This is a genomic window from Limisphaerales bacterium, assembly GCA_014382585.1.
In the GTDB taxonomy this organism is placed as follows: Bacteria; Verrucomicrobiota; Verrucomicrobiia; order Limisphaerales; family UBA1100; genus JACNJL01.
The window spans coordinates 1-17,131 of sequence record JACNJL010000059.1 but is presented as its reverse complement, the minus strand read 5'-3'; the positions used below and the strand labels follow the sequence as shown (position 1 = coordinate 17,131).

Genomic DNA, 17,131 nt, shown 5'->3' with positions numbered 1-17,131 from the left:
AATGCTACTCGTCATCGACAACTACGATTCGTTTACGTTTAACCTCGTCCAGTATCTCGGCGAGGAGGATGTGGCGATGGAGGTGCATCGGAATGATGAAATCACGCTGGAACAAATTGAGGCGCTTAAGCCGGAGCGCATTCTGATTTCGCCCGGGCCGTGTACGCCGCGCGAGGCGGGGCTCTCCAACGACATCATTAAAACCTTCGGCCCGCGCACGCCGCTCTTGGGCGTGTGCCTCGGGCATCAATGCATTGGGCATTCGTTTGGTGCCGAGGTGGTGGTGAACGACCAAATCATGCACGGCAAAACCTCGCCTATTTCGCACGACGGGAAATTTCTATTTGCGGATATGCCCGATCCTTTCGTCGCCACACGCTATCACTCACTCGTTGTCAAACGCGACACCGTTCCCGACTGCCTAGAAATTACCGCTGAAACCGAAGCCGGCGAAGTGATGGGGTTACGTCACAAGGAACATCCCATTTGGGGCGTGCAGTTTCATCCCGAAAGCATTCTGACCGAGGAGGGTCGGACGTTGTTGCGGAATTTTTTGAAGTTAGGGTAGAAGGTAGAAGGTAGGTAGGGCGGGGCGTCCTCCCAAGCATTTACTGCCGCGCTTGTTCGATCATTTCTTTAATCGTCACCGGTTTTCCGTCGCGGCGTTTGCTTTCATCGGCGGCGGCCATAAAGGCGAACATCTCGATAGTTTCCTGCGCGCTCACGGGCACTTTGCCGGTTTGAAACATTTTTACGGCTTCGACCACTAGTGGTGCGTAGCCGTCGTACTTGCCCGCTTCGCTTTCGCCTTTGGTGCCCTTGGCCTTGCCGCCGTAGCCTTTGCCTTCGCGGAAGATGCCGATGCGTTTGCCTTTCCATTGGCCTTCCACCTCGATTTTGCCATCGGCGGTGGTGCGCCGCACGACGCTTTGGCAGCCGGGGCCCATCACGGTAAAGAGCGATTCGCAGCCGTGCACGCCGTACCAAAATAAATCCGGATGATGTACCTCCAGCGAGCAGGGACTGTGCACCTCGGCGCGGGTGACAGTGCCAATGGAGCCATTGCGAATGGCTTGATTCGTTTTGCCGTAGCGCAGCGAGGATGAGCTGAAAACGGGCACGCCTTTCTTCTTGGCGTACTCAAAAATGAAAATCGCGTCAGCGAGCGAACCGGCCATCGGCTTGTCGATGAAGAGCGGCAATCCGGCATCAATGACGGGAATGACTTGGCGCACTTTGGGTCGGCCGTCAACGCTTTCGAGCATGATGGCGTCTACATTTTTGCACAGCTCGGCGATGGTGGGGTAGAGTTTGAGGCCGTAATCGTTCGTAAGCGTTTCGGTGTATTTATCAATGCGATCGGCACTGGAAGGGACGTCGAGGCTGCCGCCCTTGAAGGCTGCAACTACTTTTGCATTCGCGAGCGGGCCAGTGGCCTTGGGGTCATTGATGATTTTGGTGAAGGCTATGACGTGCGAAGTGTCCAGCCCGATGAGGCCAATGCGGAGATCTTCAGCCATCGCAACGGCGGTGAAGGCGAACGAAAGGAAAAGTACGGTGATGCGTTTCATAGAGGCCCCAAGGCTAACGCCCGCCGTGCGTTTGTAAATGGGAAAGCGTCTACGCCTGGGTGGTCACTTCCGCGAAGTCCAAGCCGTGGCGTTTGCAGTATTCGCTGAGGGTTTTTTCGTTTTCGATGAGCACGGTGCGCACCACGGAGGATTCATCGGCATAGCCCACATCGGCGACGTGGTCGGGGATGAGGTGGGTTTGCTTGTGCGCGTAGGCGAGCGCGAAGCAGGATTCAGCGACCACGAAAAAGGGAATTTCCTGATCCGCACCTTCGGCGTAGTCTTCGATGACATCGGCCAAAAGTTCAAGCTGATCGACGAGGTGCGGAAATTTTGGTGCGTGGATTTCGGCAAATTCCAGCTTCAATTGCGGCAGCTTCTGGTGAATCCCGTGAAGGATTTTGGGTGACACTTTGGCTGCGTTGGAATGAACAAATTCGGCAATGTCGGACATACGGAGAGTTTAACAGGATGACATCGGGAATCAAGCTCGTGCTTTCGGCAGCACATCACACGATTTCCACCTCCATTTTCGGCAGCGAGTCGATGAACATTTGACCATACCGTTTGGTGAGCACGCGGTTGTCGAGTACGGCGATGATGCCGCTATCACCCTGCGTGCGGATGAGCCGGCCGACGCCCTGGCGGAATTTCAAAATCGCCTCGGGCAAATTAAATTCCATAAATGCATTGCCGCCGCGCGCTTCAATCGCCTCCACGCGAGCCTCGATGAGGGGATGATCCGGCACGGCGAAGGGGAGGCGCGTAATGATGACATTGCTCAGCGATTCACCCGGCACATCGACGCCCTGCCAAAAACTGTCCAACCCGAACAGCACCGAATCGGTGTCGTGCTTAAACTGCTCGAGGATTGTGGCACGCGGCGTGCCAGTGCCTTGAATGAACGCGCGAATGCCTAATTCGTCAATGAGCGGCTCCAATTCCTCCGCCACCTCGCGCATCAGTTTGCCGTTGGTGAAAAGCACAAACGCCTTGCCGTGCGTCATGCGGATAAAATGGCCGATCCAATGCACGAGCGCTTCGGCATATTCGTCCGCCCGCGGGTCAGGCATTTTGCCGGCCACATAAAGTTTCACATTTTGTTGATAATCAAAGGGCGAGCCAAGCTGAGCGCGGCGGGAAGTTTCTGCGCCCACTTGATTGATGAAATATTCCAAGCCAGGACACATCGCCTTTTGCTCGGGCGGCAGCTTGCAGCGTTCGGAGTCCTCAACCGCCAGCGTGGCACTGGCGCAGATGACGGACGACCCGCTGCCAAATACGCGCTGGCGCAGAAACGCCGCCGTGTCGGTGGGCGCGGCATTGAGCGTGAGATTTTGGCGCTGTCGGCCGGAGCGTTCCACCCAGTAAACGTGCTGCTCGGCCGATTGCCCAATGAACACCGCGACCGCCTCGCGAATCTCAGCGATGCGGCGGTTGCATTCGATGAGTTCGGCGGTGGTTTCCTCGTCACCCTCGCTGGCTTCGATGAGGTGGCCGAGTGCTTCGCGCAGGGCTTGCAGCGGACGCGACACGGTGTCCTCCACAAAATCCGCCTCGCGTACGCGCAGTTCGTTCCATTCGCGCGCGCGGCGCGCCGATTTATCGTGCGAGGTGTTGCAGGCGGCTTCCACTTCATCGAACAGTTGATCCGCCGCGTCGAGTGTTTCCCCTACGCCTTTTACCACGTCGCCCTTGCGCAGGATTGAGAGAATGCCTTTTTCTGTGCGCGGATTCCATAGTCGCTGGAGGTTGAACCGAATTTGCCCGCTGGAAACGCTCAGCCCAATATGGCGCGACGCCACGCGTTCGAGATGCTGTGCCTCATCGAAAATCACAAAATCATTTTTGAAAAGCAAACCGCCCTCCACGCCTTCCTCTTGCTCATCGGCATACCCCTCCAACGTCATCGTGAGGTTGGCGAAAAAGAGCGAGTGATTGAGCACCAACACATCCGCACTCAGAAAACGCCGGCGCGCTCTCTGAAAAAAACATTCGCCGTGCAACGCCGCCGTGTCACTGCCGCGCCCGCAAAACTTGGGCGAGCACAGGCCGCGCTCGGAGCACACCGCTTCCCACACCTTTGGATCCGGCTCCACATCGAGATCCGACAAGCTGCCGTCCTCCGTTTTTGCCGCCCATTCCGCCACGCGCTTGAGCTCGGCAACCTCAGGCGAGGTGAACAGCCCATCCGCCCGTTGCAGGGCGCGATGCAGCCGCCGCGTGCACAAATAATTGCCGCGCCCCTTTAGCATCGTGTAGCTGAACTCCACCGGCAAAATCCGCTGCAACATCGGCAAATCTTTTTCCGCCAACTGCTCCTGCAAATTAATGGTGTGCGTGGAAATGATCGCCTTCTTCACGCTGGCCTGTCCGTGCAAAATGGCTGGAACTAAATAGGCGAGGCTCTTCCCCACACCCGTGCCGGCTTCGACCACGCAATTCTTCCCCGCCTCCAACGCGCGCGCCACGCCCGTGGCCATCGCTTGTTGTTGAGGTCGGTACTCGAAATTTTTCGAATTCGATAAGAGCCCGCCCGGGCCAAAAATTTCCTCCACCTGCGCTTCGAGGCCTGAGGATTCTGCGGGGAGTTGATCGGAAGAAAGAATCATCGTGAAGCATCCCGCTCCACAAGTTCCATCTCCCCGCGGTGCTTTGCAATCCGATCCGCCGCCAGCACGCCGCGCCAGTTCGCATTGGGATACACCACACTGCGGCGGCCGATGATGCTGCCGGGATTGAGCACGCTGTTGCAGCCAAGCTCTGCGTGATCGCCAATCAGCGCGCCGAATTTCCGCAGGCCGGTGTCGATCTTTTCCTCCCCGTGCTGCACGGTCACATCGCCCGGGAGCGATTTGAAGTTGGACAACACCACCCCCGCACCGAGATGCGCGTGATGGCCCAGAATCGAATCGCCCACATAATTAAAATGCGGCACTTGGCAGTTGTTGAACAGCAGCGCGTTTTTTAACTCGCACGAATTGCCGATCACGCAGTTGTCGCCGATGATGACATTTTCGCGGATGTACGCGTTGTGCCGAATTTGGCAATTCGCGCCAATGATCGCCGGGCCGATGATGGTCGCGCCCGGCTCCACCACCGTGCCTTCGCCGAGAAATACATTTTCGCCTACTACCGCGCCGGACGAAACGGTGGCGTGATTGGTCAGCTGCAGATTGTCGGCGAGGTAATCTTTGATGCGCGGCAACACCTCCCACGCCGGGCCGTCGCCATCAAAGAGGGCGGCGTGCTCGGTTTGGCTGAGGTCAAATAAGTCCGCCGCCTTGAACATTTGGGCAGCTTAATTGAAGGGCACCGCGGCGGAAATGTTTTTTCATTCACAGGCAAATGAACTGCAGCATTGAAAATTGGTCATTTTTTGGTATACTCCCGCGCTGTGAATTTAACACGTACAGCGTTTGGTACTTGGAGTGGGGGCCGATATATGCATTTTGGCGAGAAGCTCGATGAGGAGCGCTTCCTCGCACTCATCGATCGGGCTTACGAAAAGGGCGCGCGCACGTTTATGACGGCGGATGTGTACGGCCAAGGCGCGTCGGACGAGATGCTTGCGCGCGGGCTGGCGGGAAAACCGCGCGATAGCTATTGCCTCGTGGGCGCGGTGGGGCACGATTTTTACAATGGCGAACGCGCGGGCTCTCGTGGCTTTCCGCGCTTCACTGACCCCCAATTGCGCGGCTCCGAGGATTACGCCGACTACCTCCGAATGGCCACGGAGAAGGAACTCGAACGCTGCGGCGCGGAGCAATTTGATTTGTTGCTGCTGCATAATCCCGACGTGATCGGCTACACCAGCGAAGCGGTTTGGGAAGGCATGGCGGCGTTGAAGGAGGCGGGGCTCACCGAACAACTCGGCATCGCGCCCGGGCCGGCGAATGGGTTCACGCTGGATATGCTTTTGTGTATGGAAAAATTTGCGGACACGATCGACTGGGCGATGGTGATTTTGAATCCGCTGGAGCCGTGGCCGGGCGCGTTGGTGCTGCCGGCGGCGGAAGAATTTGGCGTGAAAGTCATCACGCGCGTGGTGGATCACGGCGGGCTGTTTCACGGCGATGTGCGGCCGGGGCACGCGTTTGCCGAGGGCGATCATCGGGTGTATCGGCCGAGCGGTTGGGTGGAACGCGGCAGCGAAAAAATTGATCGGATGATTAAAGTCGCCGAAACGCACGGCGTGTCGCTGCTGCAACTCGCGTGCCTTTGGAACCTCGCGCATCCGGCGGTGGAAAGCGTCATCCCCACGCTCATCCAAGAAGCGGGCGACGACGCCAAGACCATCGAGGCCAAGCTGGATGACCTCGCCGCTTTGCCGGAAATTTCACTCACCGACGACGAGCGCGATTTCATTACCGACATCGGAAACAACGCCGGTTGTATGGATTTGAAAGGCGCCAATCCGAATTTCGAAGGCCCCGAGCCGTTGCCCGATCGCTGGGGATTACAGCCCGGGCACAAGGAGGTTAGCGAACGCTGGGGCATCGTGCCCGAGCGCGACTTGGTTTGCACCATGTAACACGCATCGTTTGCCACGGTGCACTCGGCCTGCTGCTCTTTGCGGGAGGTTGCAAAACTGTGGTGAGATTTGCAACCGGCACCATTACGTCCGGAGGCAATCCCGTGGCCGGCGCGCAAAATGCCGCCGTCGGTTTGGCGGTGGATGTGGTGACCGATCCCGGCGGCGAAGCGGCCGCCGAGCCACAAATCATCACCGTGCTCGTCCCCGAAACCGGATTGCAAAAAGTGCTGCCGTGGCGCGAAGGAATGACCGTGTACACCGCCCGCCGCACCGCCGGCCTCAACCGCCCGCCCGGCCCGTGCAAAATCGAACGCGGTGACGAATTGCTCGATGCCACTCCCAAAGCCCTTCTCGAACCCGGCGACGTGCTGCGATTCGTTTCTCAATGACCGCCCGCATTTTTATTTTCTGCGCGTTGGCCGCTGTCATCGGTTGCAAAACCGTTGCCACTTACACGCTCAAAACCACCGGCGCAATCGCCAAGACCACTCTCAAAGTCGGTGGCGCAGTCACTAAAACCGCTATCAACACCACCTTCGACATCGCCGGGGCCGCCTTCAAAAAAGGCGCCGTCACCGTCATCGACACCACCACCGGCGTCAGCCAAAAAGTGCCGTGGGAAAAGGGGCTCGATGTGGCCCAAATCCAAACTGCCAATCGCGCGGTCGAGGTCATCCGCGGCGCACAAACCATTCAAGCCACGGCCAAGACCATCCTCAAACCCGGCGATCAAGTGCGCCTGAAATGACGCCCTTGCCAGCCCGCCTTTTTTAAGGCAATATCTCCCCATTATGACCGCTAAAGCTCAGGTACTCGAAACTGTTGGAAACATGCCAGACGAGGCCACGATGGATGAAATCTTTGATCAAATGGAATTGATTGCAGGCATTGAGCGAAGCATTGAACAGCTTGACCGCGGCGAGGGAGTGCCGGTGGAAGAGGTTCGAAAGCAATTGCGCTCATGGATTTCAAAGTAAATCTCTCGCCAGTTGCAATCGGTGACTTGGAAGCTATCGTCGCGTACATCGCAAAGGACAATCCCGGGGCCGCATTCAAATTCGGAGATGCACTACTGACTCGAACTTTTCGGTTGGCATCTATGCCTGAAATGGGCCGGATTTTTTGCACGAGGAAGGGCCGAGTCATTCGTGAATGGGTTTTCAAATCATATCGGATTTTCTATAGCGTGTATCCGGATTCGAAACTGATTGAAATCCACAGAATTTGGCACGGCGCGCGCGGGGAACCTAAGCTAACCGATGAAGGATAAATACATTGCCGCGAAAGAGCGTTGGGCGGCGAAGCGCGCGGGGCGGGCGCCTCGCGTGGTGCGTTCCACGGATCGACTGCCGCCGGGGCAGCGGGAGGTCAAAAATTTTCCGGTGCTTGATATGGGCATTCAGCCGGAAGTGGCGCGCAAGGATTGGCGGTTGAAAATTCACGGGTTGGTGGAGAATCCGGTGACGCTCGATTGGGAGCAGTTTATGGCGCTCGATCAGTTTGCCGACACCAGCGATTTCCACTGCGTCACCACTTGGAGCCAGTACGAAATGGAATGGGGCGGAGTTTCGTTTTTCACGCTTACGGAATTGGTGAAACCCAAGGACGAAGTGAGCCACGTGTTTTACAAGGGTTACGACGGTTATTCCACCAACACCACGTTTGATGCCGTGATGGACGATGATACCCTCATCGCCCACACGTGGAACGCTGCTCCCATTACCACCGAACACGGTGGCCCGGCGCGGGTGATTATTCCCAAGCTCTACGCGTGGAAAGGTGCCAAGTGGGTGAGCGAAATCATTTTTCTCGATCGCGACATCCTCGGTTTCTGGGAAGTGCGCGGCTATTCCAACACCGCCGACCCTTGGACCGACGATCGGTTTTCATAAGGCAAACGGCGCTTCATGCTCTCATCATCACCATGCACACGACTGCGAACGCAGCGGTGCCGGCGGTGAGGCACAGGAAAAAAATGTCAATCGGGGCCAAGTTTTTCATTGCAATGGTAACATAGCAATTTGAGTGCCAAACAGGCTGCGAAAGAGGCTGTTGACAACCTCGGAAGTTATCTCCCTCGTGACCGGAAACACCGTAAAAACAGTTCTATTTGAGAAAAATGAAGTGTGGATAATGTGGGGACAACTCGGGGAGAATGCCCAAAATTCCAATGTCCAAGCCCCCAAGGAAGTCCCAAAAATCAATGACTCAATACGGTTTGGAGCTTTATTGGGCCATTGGGGATTCCCCTCGGCCTGAGTCATTTCACCCTACTCGTAGCGCCACTTGAGCACCCACGGGTCTTGCGTATCTTGCTGGAATTTTTTCAGCTTCGCCTTGTATTCTTCCAAGACCTTGGCGTATTTCGCGTCGGTGGCGAGGTTGACCGCTTCGTTGGGGTCGGCGCTGATATCGAATAGTTCGAACTGCGGGCGGTTGATGTATTCGCGCACGGTCTTTTTTCCGTACGGGGCGCTTTGCCCTTTTTTCCATTGTGCCTGCCAACTGGGCGCAGCCCAGAGATCGCTGGCGAAGGGGTAGGGGAGCGGGTGGGCAATGTTCCAGATGAGTTTGTACTTGCGGTCGCGCACGACGCGCATGGGGTAGTACATTTGGATTTCGTGAAAGGTGTGACTGGCGTTGACTTGATCCCAGTCCTTCGGATTTTTATCGGCGAGGATGGGGAGGAATGAGCGGCCGTGAAATTTGTACGGGCCTTTTTTGGTGCCGCGACCGGCGGGCATCATGGCCAGTTCGGGTTTGGCGGCGCCGGTCTTGGCGTCGTAACCGCCGGCGAAGTCGAGCAGCGTCGGCACGATGTCCACGAAGGAAAGCATCGCGTTGTTGGTATTGCCGCGTTCTTTTTGGTACGGATTGCGTACAATGAAGGGCACGCGAAGGCCGCCTTCGTAGACGGTGGTTTTGCCGCCGGCGAAGGCCATGCCGTGGTCGCTGGTGAAAATAATAATCGTGTTTTCCCACTTGCCGTTTTTCTTGAGGATCTCCATCAACCGCCCGAGCCCTTGGTCCACGCGCGAGGTGCTCTGATAATACTGCGCCAGCTCGGCGCGGGTCTCGGGGGTGTCCGGCAGGAAAGGCGGCACGGTGACTTTGGCGGGGTCATAAAAAACTTCCTTCACGCCGGGGTACGCGCCTTTGTTGGGTTTGTTGCCGAACCGATTGGGTTTGTGCGGCAGCTCGTTGGCGTCGCCGCCGCCGCGATGAGGGTCGCTGGTGGCGTAGTATAAAAAGAACGGCTTGTTGTCGTCGGCCTTAATAAATGCCTCGCAGCTGTTGGCCATTTCGACGGTGCTGCGGCTGTTGGCATTGATTTTTGTTTCAAAGAAATAAATATCCTCCGGCCCGTTGTGATGTTTGCCAACGCGGGCGGTGCGGTAGCCGGCTTTGGCGAGCAGCACGGGCAGCGTCTGTACCCACGGGAAGCTGCTGAATTTGTGATACGCGTGGAGGTGACCGTAGTGGCCGTTGCGATGATTGTGCAGTCCGCTGAGTATGACCGAGCGGCTGGCGCTGCAACTGGCGGTGGTGGCGAAGGCGTAGCGAAAGAGCGTGCCGTCAGCGGCGAGGCGATCGATGTTCGGCGTGACGGCGGTCATATCACCGTAGCAACCAAGCGTGGGGCTGAGGTCATCGGCGATGACGAAGACGATGTTTTTCTCGGCGGCGGGTAGCGCAACCGTCACAAGGGCCGCGAGCATCAGCAAAATTCGTTTTCCAATTTTCATTTCTGAAGAGGCTTCCGCCGTGTGATGGGGGAAGGTGTTGGGGCATCGTGCGCCTTTTTGGGGGCGGGCGCAATGAAATCCGGCGATATATTTTATCATAGAGACACAGAGATGTAATGGGTCAAAACTCTGTGCCCTCTGTGCCCTCTGTGCCCTCTGTGCCCTCTGTGCCCTCTGTGCCCTCTGTGTCTCAGTGGTGAATTACTTTTTCAAAAACGTAAGCAGATCGGCTAGCTCCTGCTGGGTCATCGCCTTTTCCAGTTGCTCGGGCATCAATGACTTGGCGCTGGCGCGGAGGGTCTTGATGTTTTTCCGGAGGATGGTTTGGGTGAGGCCGAGCGGGAGCTTGAGGGTGATTTGGTCGGGCGTGTCGGCGGCGAGGAGACCGGCGAAGGTTTGGTTGTCCTGGGTGTCCACCTCGTAAAGCGTGTAGGCGCCTTGGACTTCGTGGTTGGGCACGATGATGTGGAGCAGCAGCGTGGCGGCGGGTTGATTACGCAGGCCGGTGAGATCCGGTCCCACCGCGTGGCCTTGGCCGCTGTGGGTGTGGCAGAGGGCGCACGCGCGCGTGAACATCTTCGCGCCATTGGCGGCGTCGGCTTTCATTTTCAAAATCGGCTGGGCGGCTTCGTACGCTTTCATCCGATCGCCCCCGGCGTGTTGGGCAAACAGCTTCTTGGCCCGCGCGCCGATGGTTTTGCTGCGTTCCAACGACCGCCGTCGCGCGGGGGAAAGAGCGTGGACGGGCACAGTGCCCTTTTCGAGGGCGTCCATGAGGGCGGGGTGGTGTAGGGCGCGGCTGGTGGCCATGCCTAAGATGGATTCCCGAACCGTCGGATTGTAGCTCGTCCACTCTTTCGGTTCGAGCAGGATTGGGGTGACGCGTGCATCGTTTAGGTTGGCGAGGGCTTGGATGGCGGCGGATTGGATTTCAGGCGCGCGAAGGCCGATGTCGGTTTGATCATCAAGGGGCCTCAGTAAGCGCAGCAATGTGTCGCCGGCATAATCGTAGTCTGTATGGCCCATCAACTCGATGGCGGCAAAGCGGCGTGGTAATGAGATGCCTGCCACTACGGAATTCCGAGCCGAGCCCAGCGTTGATTTAATCGTAAAGTCAGCCACCACGTCCATGGGCAGTTCGTTGCGGTCATACTGAGTCTTGATTTCGGCCGGCGTTAGTTTGGATTTCAGCGGGATGAAGTTTCGCAGGGGATGCGCATCGGGATGCGTGGCGGTGAGCGTCACGCCCTTCTTTTTGGCTCCGAGGATCAGCCCGTTGAGAAAGGCGACCCGTTCCCAAACCGAAATATTGACCGGCTCCTTCTTGAGTTTCGGTTGGGCCATTTGCGTGCCGAGGTTCCAAAAGAAAATCATTTGGTCCGGCGTACAATCTTGCGCAACGATTTCGCCCAGTTCCTTGAGGGCCGTGAGTAAACTAGATCGGGTCATGCCATCCACTCGGTACGGCTGTGATCGGATGAAATCCAAAACGGCCATGGATTCCCCTTTGGAAAGCGCATTGAACACCGCGGCGCGCAGCCACTGATCGTTGGGATCTTTCATGAGCGCCGCCGCCAGCACATCGGCCTTGCGAGCATGGTTCTGTTTGCTCAACTGCAACACCGCCAGAAAACGCGCATTCGCGTCCTTCGACCCGGCTTGTTTCAACAAATCCTCGACGGCCGTTTCCGGAAACTTGCCTTGGCGGATGGTTAAGTTTGGATGAGTGGCCAAGTTTGGGTGGGTGGCGCTAGGCTTGGGCGAGGCGGGGGTGGACAGTTGGATGCGCCAAATGCGTCCGTGGTTGGTACCGGCTTTGAAGGGGAGCTGGCCGCGGATGTTCTCGGGGAGATAGCGCGGGTGGTCGATGTATTGGCGGACCATGTCGCACAGGTACAACGCGCCGTCAGGGCCGACGGTGGTGTGGACGGGGCGAAACCATTGGTCGGGCGTGGCCAGAAAATCGCGGCCAGGCGAGGGATGCGCGGCGGTGTAGGTGGCGCCGGCGGGGGTAAGCACTTGGCGTTGCACGAGGTTTTGCGCGGGCTCGCAAATGAACGCACTGCGTCCGCGGATGACGATGCCGCTGGCGCTGGTGTAAGTGCCGGCGTGTTGGCGGCTGATGAGGCTGGGAATGTAGCTCGCCGCCGTGGTGTCGGGGCTCAGCGGATAGACCTTGGCCGCGGCAGGGATGACGTTCTCGATGGTGTCAGTGAACGAATAATGCGGATTGCGCTGCAGCAGCCCGGGCGCCACGACGACGTGCATGAGCGGGTTGCGGTTGCTGGAAACAAAGCGGTTGCCGGCGGCATCAAAGCATTGGCCGAACTGGCCAGTGCCTGCGAGTGGTTCATACACAAAGCTCTCCGGATGAAAGCGGCCGTCCTGCCGTTTGGAAACAACCGGTTTACGCTTCGGATGCAGCGGACTGGTTACGCTCGCATCCGTGAGTCCGCTAGTGACGTACACCCAGCCATCAGGCCCGAGCGTGGGGCTGGCGACACGGAGTTGTTCGCTGCTGCTCTTGGTGCCGAAACCGGTCAATACGATTTGCCGCACATCCGCTTTGCCATCGCCGGTGGTGTCCTTGAGATACCAAATATCCGGCGCGCACGTGACGAACACGCCGCCCTTCCACGGCAGGATGCCATTGGGAAAGGTGAACCCCTCGGCGTACGTGGTGCGCTTCTCAAATCGTCCGTCGCCATCGGTATCCTCCAGCAACGCCACCGTGCCCAGCTTGGGCGGCGTTTTCCCTTTGCCATCCTTCGCCGGTAGAAACGGATACCCGCGCCCTTCCACCACAAACATCCGCCCCGCGTCATCAAAACACATCGCCACCGGATCCTTCACCTGCGGTTCCGCCGCCGCCAATTCCACCCGCACACCCTTCTCCATTTGAAACGCCTTGAGCGCCTGCGCCGGCGAAAGCGGCCCCGGCGCCGCCGACAACCCGAACCCAATCAAAACTATCGAGAGGAATAGGCGTAGCATTCGTCGATGATAACGAGCGGATGAAAAGGTTCAAGAAAATGCCCCGGCTTATATGGAGTGCGGTGGTCCCTTGTCAAAAAAGATTGATCCTTGGTTCTTGAATCTTCCACCTTCGGGCTCCATATTGCGCTGCATTATTTCACGCGCCTCGAGGCCGTGCGACTCGCGGGCCACGCGAAGGAGAAGGGCGACTAGGCCACACAGATCGAACAACTCGAGACTGCCGTGAAGGTGATGCACAACACACTGGGTGCGTTGGCCGCTGTGGACCGCAACAACGCCGGCCCCGGTGACCTTAAAAACTAAATCAACTCGGCGCACAAATGCTCATCGCAGGCAGCGAGTTCCACGGCTGGTCCATGGAACGTTCGGCTGGCGCCATGCAGTTGGGTGATCTGAATTAAACAATGAATCTAACCGGTAAAATCGCATTAGTCACCGGCGGCGGCCGCGGCATTGGCAAAGGCTGCGCGCTCGAGCTGGCACGGCACGGCGCGGACATTTTGCTCAATGACCGCCCCAGCAGCCCGGACCTCGCGGCGACCGCTGACGCGATCCGCGCGCTAGGCCGCCAATGTACCCCCATCGAGGCCGACGCATTTTCGCGGGCCGGCTGCGAGCAAATGTTGGCCGACGCGCTCAAGGCCACCGACCGCATCGACATCCTCATCAGCAACCCCGCTTTCAGCCAGAAAATTGGGTTTCTAGATTCTGATCCGGACCTTTTTGAAAAGACATTGCAGCGGACGTTGACCGGCGGATTTCATATCGGACAAATCGTGGCGCAGCATATGGTCGACCGCGGCGGCGGCGGCAAGATTGTGTTTATTTCCAGCGTGCACGGTGAAATGCCGCTCTCTCTCGCCAACGGCTATAACGCCGCCAAGGCCGGCCTAAACCATCTTGCCCGGTCGATGTCCGTCGAGCTGCTGCCACATCGCATCAACGTCAACGCCATTGCTCCGGGCTGGATCGATACCCCCGGCGAGCGCGAGCATTTTACCGAGGTCACCATCCAGCAAGAAGGCCCCAAACTGCCGTGGGGCCGGATGGGTCGGCCGGATGAAATCGGTAGTGCCGCGGCATTTCTCTGTTCCGCCGCCGCCGATTATATCACCGGGGTTGTGCTCCCCGTCGATGGCGGCATTCGTTTTAAAGGCTGTGCCGCCGAAGAAATCGCAACGCCAAAAGATTAAACTATGGGCGCCGCTGCGGTTCGGACAACCTCGACCTCGCCCGCACCTGACTCGGCAAACCGGATGGCTCGGTTACCAAACAAACTGCGTATGCGCTGAGCCAATTAATTGAATCCGCGGTTAATTTTTCAACAACCCTTAAAGCGCTGTCGGGAAGCGTGTCAATTGTTCCACGCCGTTGGCGGTGACGAGGTAATTTTCCTCAACGCGAATCCCCGCGCGGAGCGCATCGGTGTACAGCCCCGGCTCGGCGGTGAACACTTCGCCTTCCTGAAAGGTGTCGTCCCAATTCGGATTCAAGCGGGGCGCTTCGTGCGGGAAAAGCCCGATGCCGTGGCCGAGGTGGTGAGAGAATGAATCTGGCTCGTACTCATCAAGCATCGTTTTGGCTTCGGCGTACAATGCAGCGCACGACACGCCCGGCTTCACTGTGGCGGCCACATGATCAAGCACCGAAACGATGGCTTCGTACGCGCGCAGCTGCTCGTCAGTCGGCTGGCCGTTGACCGCAAACGTGCGGCAGTTGTCCGCGTAGTAACCGCGATACGCGGGGCCGAGATCCAAAATATAAAGTTCACCGTCGCCCGCGGCCCGATCGCGCGGCGGGCCACCGGGAGCGTTGCATTGGTAGTCGTTTCCCGTGCCGGTGAGCATTTCGCCGATGGTCTCCACGGCGGTCGACTGAAGTTCATTGAACACGCGCAACTCCGTAATGCCCGGCACGATGATTTCTCTCGCGCGCGCGTACATCGCCTCCGTGCCCCTAATGGCGTGGCGGATCATTGCCACTTCATCGGCATCTTTGCGGCGGCGCAGTTGTAAAATCTCTGGCTCAATGTCCACCCCCTCCCAACTCGACACACCATCGGTGGCCACCCGTGCGGCCGGATTGGGCAGAGCATCCTTTAGCGTTTTAACCGCGGCGTGTTGTTGATCCTGCCGCAACGTGCAGAGTCGCTGCGCCTCGAAAGTGACCACCCGCGAAGCGGCATGCCGCGACGGCTCTTCATTGGGCGCAACGAGCAAACAGTCTTCGGCATCAATACACACTGCGGCGGCCATCAAGTGATGTGGCCGGAAGCCGGTGAAATAATACACCTGTTCCGGCTTCGTCAAAATTGCACGGTCGGCTTCGGCAGATTCCAAAACTTCGAGCAGCCGTCGCTGGCGCTTGAGACAAAAATCGAGGTCCAGTTGTGGAAACATGTCAGGCATCATTTAAATCAATTATATCGCAGTCTGGCCGTGGTTGGCGGTACAATTAAATCAACCCAATGATTTGTGAAAGAACCGATTCAAGCGTTTCTGTCAGATGAAGGGACGGCTAACTTTTTTGATCGTCGGGGTCGGCTCGATTGGCGAGCGGCACGTGCGCTCATTTTCCTCGCCAGCGAAGCTGGCAGCTACACCACCGGCCTCAATCTCACCATCGACGTTGGCTGGACGGCTTGGTAAATATAATTCTATGACGCGTACTGCAATTCACAAAATGATTTACACGAACTAGAACCCTCAAATGAAAGCATTAGTAAAACGCGAGGACGCGCCGGGGCTGTGGCTGGAGGAAGTGCCGCGCCCAACGGCTGGGCCTCGCGATGTGTTGATTAAAATTGATCGCACGGGCATTTGCGGCACGGACCTGCACATTTATAAGTGGGACGATTGGGCGCGCAAGACGGTGCCGGTGCCGCTGGTGGTGGGGCACGAGTTCGTGGGCGAGATTGTGGAGATCGGCGCGGACGTGAAGGATTTCAGCGTGGGCGAGATCGTCAGTGGCGAGGGCCACGTGGTGTGTGGGCATTGCCGCAACTGCATGGCCGGCCGGCGGCATTTGTGCAATGACACGGCGGGCATCGGCGTGACGCGATCCGGGGCCTTCGCCGAGTACATCGCGCTGCCGCAGACCAACGTGTGGGTGCACAAACCGGACATCGACCGCGAGGTGGCGTCGATCTTTGATCCCTTTGGCAACGCCACGCATTCGGCGTTGAGTTTCCCGGTGCTGGGCGAGGATGTGCTGGTCACCGGCGCGGGGCCGATCGGGATCATGTCCGCGGCCATCGCCCGCCACGCCGGAGCGCGGCACGTGGTGATTACGGATGTCAACGAGTACCGACTCGAGCTCGCCACGCAGATGGGCGTGACGCGCGCGGTGAATGTGGCGCAGGAAAAGCTCGCCGATGTGCAGGCCGAGCTGGGCATGGACGAAGGTTTTGATGTGGGCCTCGAGATGAGCGGCAATCCGGATGCGTTTAACGACATGCTTGCGAACATGTGTCATGGCGGCAAGATCGCCATGCTCGGCATTCCAGAGCGCGAGATGGCCATCGACTGGAACATCGTGGTCTTCAACATGCTAACCATCAAGGGCATCTACGGCCGCGAAATGTACGAGACATGGTACAAGATGAGCGTCCTGCTCGAAGCCGGCCTTGACCTCGCCCCTGTAATCACGCACCGGTTCGGGTTTGAGGACTTTGAGGAAGGCTTTGAAACCGCCCTGAGCGGCCAAAGCGGCAAGGTAATATTGAAGTGGTGAATGATTAATGCCCAATGACCAAGAACCAATCACCAAGGAATGACCAATTCTCAGTGGCCCAAGTTGGGGATTGGGGGTTTGGTTATTGGTCATTCCGATTGAAAGACAAATGTACGGCAACCTAAAAACCCAACTCCAAACTGAACTCGACGAAATCCGCGCCGCCGGTTTGTACAAGGCCGAGCGGGTGATCGATACGCCACAAGCTGCGCGCGTGGGTGTGGGCCGCACGGCGCCGGTGCTGAACATGTGCGCCAATAATTACCTCGGCCTCGCGAGCCATCCGGAAGTCGTCGCCGCTGCGCGCGAGGCGCTCGACGAATGGGGCTACGGCCTCGCGAGCGTGCGCTTCATTTGCGGCACGCAAAAAATTCACAAGCAACTCGAGGACAAACTTTCCGAGTTTCTGGGCACCGAGGACACGATTCTGTACAGCTCCTGCTTCGACGCCAACGGCGGTTTATTCGAGACATTGCTCGGCCCCGAGGACGCCGTCATTTCCGACGAACTCAACCACGCCTCGATCATCGACGGCGTGCGGCTCTGCA

At 58.0% G+C, this 17,131-nt stretch carries 18 protein-coding genes; 11 read left to right on the top strand and 7 right to left on the bottom strand.

Features of this window, described 5'->3' with window-relative positions; all coding sequences use genetic code 11:
• Position 1: 1 nt before the first annotated feature.
• Positions 2-568 (top strand): aminodeoxychorismate/anthranilate synthase component II, encoded by a 567-nt coding sequence (locus H8E27_13720; protein ID MBC8326672.1) that lies wholly within the window; start codon positions 2-4, stop codon positions 566-568.
• A gap of 40 nt (positions 569-608) precedes the next feature.
• Here the strand turns inward: H8E27_13720 and H8E27_13715 are convergent, their stop codons facing one another.
• Genes H8E27_13715 through H8E27_13700 form a run of 4 tightly spaced genes read right to left on the bottom strand, consistent with a single transcriptional unit; the run spans position 609 to position 4,863 of the window.
• Positions 609-1,571, bottom strand: a complete 963-nt coding sequence (locus tag H8E27_13715; protein ID MBC8326671.1) for a Gfo/Idh/MocA family oxidoreductase — start codon at positions 1,569-1,571, stop codon at positions 609-611.
• Positions 1,572-1,620: 49 nt separating this feature from the next.
• Positions 1,621-2,025 (bottom strand): hypothetical protein, encoded by a 405-nt coding sequence (locus H8E27_13710; protein ID MBC8326670.1) that lies wholly within the window; start codon positions 2,023-2,025, stop codon positions 1,621-1,623.
• Between the two features lie 55 nt (positions 2,026-2,080).
• Complete coding sequence (locus H8E27_13705; GenBank protein MBC8326669.1) at positions 2,081-4,183, bottom strand: DEAD/DEAH box helicase; 2,103 nt, start codon at positions 4,181-4,183, stop codon at positions 2,081-2,083.
• Positions 4,180-4,863 (bottom strand): UDP-N-acetylglucosamine diphosphorylase, encoded by a 684-nt coding sequence (locus H8E27_13700; protein ID MBC8326668.1) that lies wholly within the window; start codon positions 4,861-4,863, stop codon positions 4,180-4,182. Before H8E27_13700 ends, H8E27_13705 begins: the two co-directional genes overlap by 4 nt.
• Positions 4,864-4,968: 105 nt before the next feature.
• On the opposite strand from H8E27_13700, the gene H8E27_13695 reads away from it, so the two are divergent.
• The 6 genes from H8E27_13695 to H8E27_13670 are packed head-to-tail and all read left to right on the top strand — an operon-like array spanning position 4,969 to position 8,000.
• Positions 4,969-6,105, top strand: a complete 1,137-nt coding sequence (locus tag H8E27_13695) for an aldo/keto reductase (GenBank protein ID MBC8326667.1) — start codon at positions 4,969-4,971, stop codon at positions 6,103-6,105.
• 59 nt (positions 6,106-6,164) lie between these two features.
• A complete protein-coding gene (locus tag H8E27_13690; protein MBC8326666.1) occupies positions 6,165-6,497 on the top strand; it encodes a hypothetical protein in 333 nt (110 codons plus the stop codon).
• Positions 6,494-6,856 carry a hypothetical protein gene (locus tag H8E27_13685; GenBank protein ID MBC8326665.1) on the top strand — a complete coding sequence of 121 codons (363 nt, stop codon included), beginning with the start codon at positions 6,494-6,496 and terminating at the stop codon, positions 6,854-6,856. Before H8E27_13690 ends, H8E27_13685 begins: the two co-directional genes overlap by 4 nt.
• Before the next feature lie 43 nt (positions 6,857-6,899).
• Positions 6,900-7,085: a hypothetical protein gene (locus tag H8E27_13680; protein MBC8326664.1), complete on the top strand. Its 186-nt coding sequence runs from the start codon at positions 6,900-6,902 to the stop codon at positions 7,083-7,085.
• On the top strand, positions 7,070-7,378 hold the full coding sequence (locus tag H8E27_13675) for a type II toxin-antitoxin system RelE/ParE family toxin (GenBank protein MBC8326663.1): 309 nt from the start codon (positions 7,070-7,072) through the stop codon (positions 7,376-7,378). The genes H8E27_13680 and H8E27_13675 overlap by 16 nt, the downstream gene beginning before the upstream one ends.
• Positions 7,368-8,000, top strand: coding sequence for a molybdopterin-dependent oxidoreductase (locus tag H8E27_13670; protein MBC8326662.1), 633 nt, complete (start codon positions 7,368-7,370; stop codon positions 7,998-8,000). Before H8E27_13675 ends, H8E27_13670 begins: the two co-directional genes overlap by 11 nt.
• A 378-nt stretch (positions 8,001-8,378) precedes the next feature.
• On the opposite strand, the gene H8E27_13665 is transcribed toward H8E27_13670, so the two are convergent.
• Together H8E27_13665 and H8E27_13660 are read right to left on the bottom strand one after the other, a co-directional pair.
• On the bottom strand, positions 8,379-9,854 hold the full coding sequence (locus tag H8E27_13665; protein ID MBC8326661.1) for a sulfatase: 1,476 nt from the start codon (positions 9,852-9,854) through the stop codon (positions 8,379-8,381).
• Positions 9,855-10,055: 201 nt separating this feature from the next.
• Positions 10,056-12,848 carry a c-type cytochrome gene (locus H8E27_13660; GenBank protein ID MBC8326660.1) on the bottom strand — a complete coding sequence of 931 codons (2,793 nt, stop codon included), beginning with the start codon at positions 12,846-12,848 and terminating at the stop codon, positions 10,056-10,058.
• A 407-nt stretch (positions 12,849-13,255) separates the two neighbouring features.
• On the opposite strand from H8E27_13660, the gene H8E27_13655 reads away from it, so the two are divergent.
• Complete coding sequence (locus tag H8E27_13655) at positions 13,256-14,044, top strand: SDR family oxidoreductase (protein MBC8326659.1); 789 nt, start codon at positions 13,256-13,258, stop codon at positions 14,042-14,044.
• A gap of 138 nt (positions 14,045-14,182) precedes the next feature.
• On the opposite strand, the gene H8E27_13650 is transcribed toward H8E27_13655, so the two are convergent.
• Positions 14,183-15,250, bottom strand: a complete 1,068-nt coding sequence (locus H8E27_13650; GenBank protein ID MBC8326658.1) for an aminopeptidase P family protein — start codon at positions 15,248-15,250, stop codon at positions 14,183-14,185.
• 75 nt (positions 15,251-15,325) lie between these two features.
• Here H8E27_13650 and H8E27_13645 point away from each other — a divergent pair, with 75 nt between their 5' ends.
• The 3 genes from H8E27_13645 to H8E27_13635 all read left to right on the top strand — a co-directional run.
• Entirely contained in the window at positions 15,326-15,499 is a 174-nt protein-coding gene (locus H8E27_13645) for a hypothetical protein (protein ID MBC8326657.1), read from the top strand.
• A 61-nt stretch (positions 15,500-15,560) separates the two neighbouring features.
• Positions 15,561-16,583: an L-threonine 3-dehydrogenase gene (gene tdh / locus H8E27_13640; protein MBC8326656.1), complete on the top strand. Its 1,023-nt coding sequence runs from the start codon at positions 15,561-15,563 to the stop codon at positions 16,581-16,583.
• 109 nt (positions 16,584-16,692) lie between these two features.
• A partial coding sequence (locus tag H8E27_13635; protein MBC8326655.1) for an aminotransferase class I/II-fold pyridoxal phosphate-dependent enzyme occupies positions 16,693-17,131 on the top strand: 439 nt, incomplete at its 3' end.